Raw genomic sequence first — 4,444 nt, forward strand, 5'->3', positions numbered from 1 at the left:
CCCGCGGCCTCCGGGTCGGAGTCGCCCAGGAACTTCTCGATGCGCGCGGCCTCGTCCATTTCACCGATCTGCGCGGCTGCCTTGCCCAGCGCGGCCAGTGCCCGCAGGAATCCGCGGTTCGGTTCATGGGAGTAAGGCACCGGACCGTGGCCCTTCCAGCCGTGACCGCGCAGCGCATCCAGGCCACGGTGGTAGCCCACGCGAGCGTACGCGTAGCCCTCCAGCGTGCGGCCGTCAGCGAGCGCTTCCTCCGCGAGGATGGCCCACGGCAGTTGCTCCTTGGGGAACGCGGCCGCGAGGTCCTCGGCCTCGTCCCCGGCGTCGAAGCGCGCGGTCAGCTGGGGGTTCTCCTCCAGGTAGGTGGGCTCGGGTCCGTCCAGGAGGTTCTTGCCAATGAGTGCCACGGTGGTTCCTTTCCACGATCGTCACGGTGTCTGCTGCCCACTGTACGCACAGCGGACCCCGCCGCTCGCGGCCTTTCGCGCCGGGCGTGACTTACTGCTCGATCATGATCCCCACGCCCGGACCCAGCGGCAGGTTGAAGAAGTAGAAGACCATGAGAATGATCGTCCAGGCGACCCAGAAGGGCACCACGAACGGGATCATGCGCGCCATGACCGTACCCAGGCCTGCCTCGGGTTCGTACTTACGCAGCATGGCCAACAGCACCACCATGTACGGGTTGAGCGGGGTCATCACCTGGGTTGCGGAGTCGCCCACGCGGAAGGCCGCCTGGATGAAGGCGGGCTCGAACCCCAGGATGCCGAACATCGGCACGAAGACGGCGGCCATCAGGGTCCACATGGACGAACCGGAAATGATGAACAGGTTCAGCAGTGAACACAGGATGATGAAGCCGATGATCACGGGGAATCCGGTCACGCCCACGTTCTGCAGCCCGGTCGCACCGGTCACGGCGATCCACGAGCCAATGCCCGACCAGTTGAACAGGGCTATGAACTGGCCCAGGATGAACGCCAACACCAGGAACGAGGTCATGTCCTTGAGCGCTTCACCCATCATGACCGGAACGTCCTTGAAACCCCGGATGGAACCCGCGATGCGGCCGTAGACGTAGCCGCTCACGGAGAAGAACACAAAGATGATGAACACAATGGAGCCCAACAGCGGGGACGCCGGGAGAAAGTTGCCCTCTTCGTTGCGCCACGGCGAATTGGGCACCAGCGAAAACACGGTCAGCACCACGGCAATGAGCACAAAGGTTACGCACGCCCAGACCAGCGCCTTCTTCTCCCGCGGGGACAGCGCCGCCTCCGTCTTGGGCTCCTGGGACTCCGCGACGGTCTGCTCATCACCCACGATGCGCATGGACCGGGTGTCGGTCATCAGCTGGGCCGTCTCCGGGTTGACCTCTTCCCGAGAAACCCTGGCGCGTTCCACCCGGGGTTCCACAACCTTGTCGATCACCCAGCCGGCAATCGCGGAGAGGACCAGCGCCGAGGCAATGTTGAAGTAGTAATTGGAGATCGGATTGACCTCGGTCGCGTTCTCCGCCAGCGCCGGCACCGTGGGGATCACGGCATTGGTGATACCCGCGAACAGGGCGTCGAGCGACGTCGGGAAGATATTGGTCGAGTACCCCGCACCCGCCGAGGCGAAACCGCCCAACAGGCCGGCCACCGGGTGCCGCCCCGCCGCCTTGAAGGCCAGCGCGGCCAGCGGCGGGATCACCACGAACGCGGAGTCGGCCATGATGGAGCCGACCACGCCCACGAAACCCACGGTGTAGGGCAGCAACCAGCGCGGCGCGCTACCGATCGTGTACCGGATGGCGGCGGCCAGAAAACCGGATTTCTCCGCGATACCAATGGCCAACAGGATGGTCGCCACGGTCACCAGCGGCGGGAAACCGATGTAGTTCTCACCCAGGGTCGAGGTGAACCACGCAATGCCCTCACCGGTGAACAGGCCCTTGATGGCCAGCGGCTCATCGGTACCCGGAACCGTGACGACCACGTTGCCCCAGGCCATGGCCGTGGACACGATCGCGGTGATCAGGAAGAGGATCGCGAACAGGGCGAACGGCTCCGGCAGTTTGTTGCCGACCCGTTCAATGCCCGTGAGGAGCCTGTCCCCCAGGCTCGATTTTGTGGTCGCGGTTGCGCTCATGTCTGCTCCATGGTGGTCAGTGATCGGTCACGGTCAGAAGTGGGTGGGTCATCCCAGGTGGTGGCCGGTCGAATCCGGCTCAGTCGAAGTAGTGCTCCACGGCTATGCCGCCGCCGTTGGCCCGAAAGTCCTCGGTGACGTGTTGAGCAAGAGTGTCGTCCACCAGGTAGTCGAGGGCCACCGCGGCCAGGCCGTAGGCGCCGTCCACCCCGGCGCTCTCGGCGAGCGGGGTGGCCGCCGCAGCCGCGAAATCTCGCGTGTGCAGACCCGTGTCCTGATCCGTGATGCTGATGAGCGGGTGAATGCCCGGGATGCGGTAACTGACGTTGCCGAAGTCCGTGGATGCGGCCAGCACCTCGGAGACCGTGCCCGCCGGGTACGGATCGCGCCCACGACGCCGCTGGGCCAGGACCCAGCGATCGGACAGTGGCGAGTTACCCAGTACGGGAAGCGTGGCCGGCGAGGAGTCCCAGTCGATCTCCACACCCACACCGGCCATCAGGGCCGCACCCTGCAGAATGTCGGTGACGCGTTCCGAGAGCGCCTTGAGCGTTTCCGGGTGCTGGGAGCGCACGTACAGGTCCAGGGTGGCGGTTTCGGTGATGATGTTCGGCCGCTCCCCGCCCTCGGGCAGCACGGCGTGGACACGGTCGGTCGGTGGTGTCTGCTGCCGCAGCAACCCTAACCCCTGGTAGGCGAGCACGGCGGCGTCGAGAGCATTGCGCCCCATGAAGGGGTGCGAGGACGCATGGGCCGCCCGACCGCGGTAGCGCACCGTGCATTGGCGCCGGCCGAGCCACACCTGGTCCACGAGGTCCGTGACGTAGGAGTGCACCATGGCGGCCGCGTCGATCCCTTCCAAGGCACCGGCCCGGGCCATGATCTCCTTGCCGCCCTCGCCCTCCTCCGCGGGGGTGCCCAGGTACACGACGCGACCGGAAAAAGCGGCGGGGTTCTCGCGGATGAGTTCCACGAGCGCAACGAATGCGCCCAGTCCGGTCACGGCGATCACGTTGTGGCCGCAGCCGTGGCCGATGCCGGGCAGGGCGTCGTACTCGGACATGACCGCGATGGTGCGGTGGCGCTGCGGATCGAAGTCTTCGGAGGTGATCTCCGCGCGGATGGCGGTGGCCAGCCCGAAGGCGGGATTCTCCGCGGCAATGTCGTGGGCTTTCAGGTGAGCGAGGACTTGCCGGACGGCAAAGTGTTCCTGGAACGCCGTTTCCGGGTGCTCGTGCAGTTCATGCAGCACGCGGTGCAGGTCGGTGGCCTGGTCATCAACCAGGGACTCGAGACGCTCGTGCAGCTCGTCCGCGGCGCCCGCGTGGTCTGCCAGATGATGCTGCAGCTTGTTCTTGCGGCGCTCGGTGTCGCGCTCGAGCTGCTCCAAGTACGCGCGTGACGGTTCCGGACTGATTGTCAGATCGCGGAAGGGTCGGTCAGGAATCTCGTGGTCTGCGTGGCTCGTTCCCATGCTTAGGCAGCGTAACAAGTGATTCGGATCACGGGCGGGAATGAGACGGCGCGGCGGCGTCGTCGGTCGCTAAATAACGCGGTGCCCGCGCGAGAACGCGCGGGCACCGGTTTCAGGAAACGCGAATTACTTGATGGAGGTGCCTGCGGACCCGAGGTCCTGGCAGGCCTCGACCACGCGGGCGGCCATGCCGGCCTCGGCCTCGGCACCCCACACGCGGGGGTCGTACTTCTTCTTGTTACCGACCTCGCCGTCGATCTTCAGGACGCCGTCGTAGTTCTGCAGCATGAAACCGGCCACGGGGCGAGTGAAGGCGTACTGGGTGTCCGTGTCCACGTTCATCTTGATCACGCCGTAGGACACCGCGTCAGCGATCTCCTGGGGCGAGGAACCGGAACCGCCGTGGAAGACCAGGTCGAACGGGCGGTCCTTACCGATCTTCTGTCCCACTTCCTGCTGGATCTGCTGGAGCAGCTCGGGGCGCAACTTGACCCCGCCCGGCTTGTACACGCCGTGCACGTTGCCGAAGGTCAGCGCGGTGATGTAGCGGCCCTTCTCACCGGCACCCAGCGCCTCAATGGTCTTCAGGCCGTCCTCGACGGTGGTGTAGAGCTTGTCGTTGATTTCGGCCTCGACGCCGTCCTCCTCGCCACCCACGGCACCGATCTCGACCTCGAGAATGATCTTGGCCTTGTGGGTGCGCTCCAACAGCTCCTGAGCGATCTTGAGGTTCTCGTCCAACTCGATGGCGGAGCCGTCCCACATGTGGGACTGGAAAATGGGGTCCTCGCCGCGGGCCACGGCCTTCTCGGACTCGGCCAACAGCGGCAGCACAAAGCC

4 protein-coding genes are annotated in these 4,444 nt (G+C 65.7%); all 4 read right to left on the reverse strand.

Features of this window, described 5'->3' with window-relative positions; genetic code table 11:
• Positions 1-404, reverse strand: a 404-nt coding sequence (locus tag Q4E95_RS11340) for a DUF3151 domain-containing protein (protein ID WP_303383410.1), incomplete at its 3' end; no start/stop codon positions are given.
• A 91-nt stretch (positions 405-495) separates the two neighbouring features.
• A complete protein-coding gene (locus tag Q4E95_RS11345) occupies positions 496-2,130 on the reverse strand; it encodes an AbgT family transporter (RefSeq protein WP_303383411.1) in 1,635 nt (544 codons plus the stop codon).
• Positions 2,131-2,209: 79 nt separating this feature from the next.
• On the reverse strand, positions 2,210-3,604 hold the full coding sequence (locus tag Q4E95_RS11350; protein ID WP_303383412.1) for an amidohydrolase: 1,395 nt from the start codon (positions 3,602-3,604) through the stop codon (positions 2,210-2,212).
• Positions 3,605-3,730: 126 nt separating this feature from the next.
• On the reverse strand, positions 3,731-4,444 hold a 714-nt coding region (gene fbaA, locus Q4E95_RS11355), incomplete at its 5' end, for a class II fructose-bisphosphate aldolase (RefSeq protein WP_303383413.1).

The organism is Kocuria sp., from assembly GCF_030536815.1.
Classification (GTDB): Bacteria; Actinomycetota; Actinomycetes; order Actinomycetales; family Micrococcaceae; genus Kocuria; species Kocuria gwangalliensis.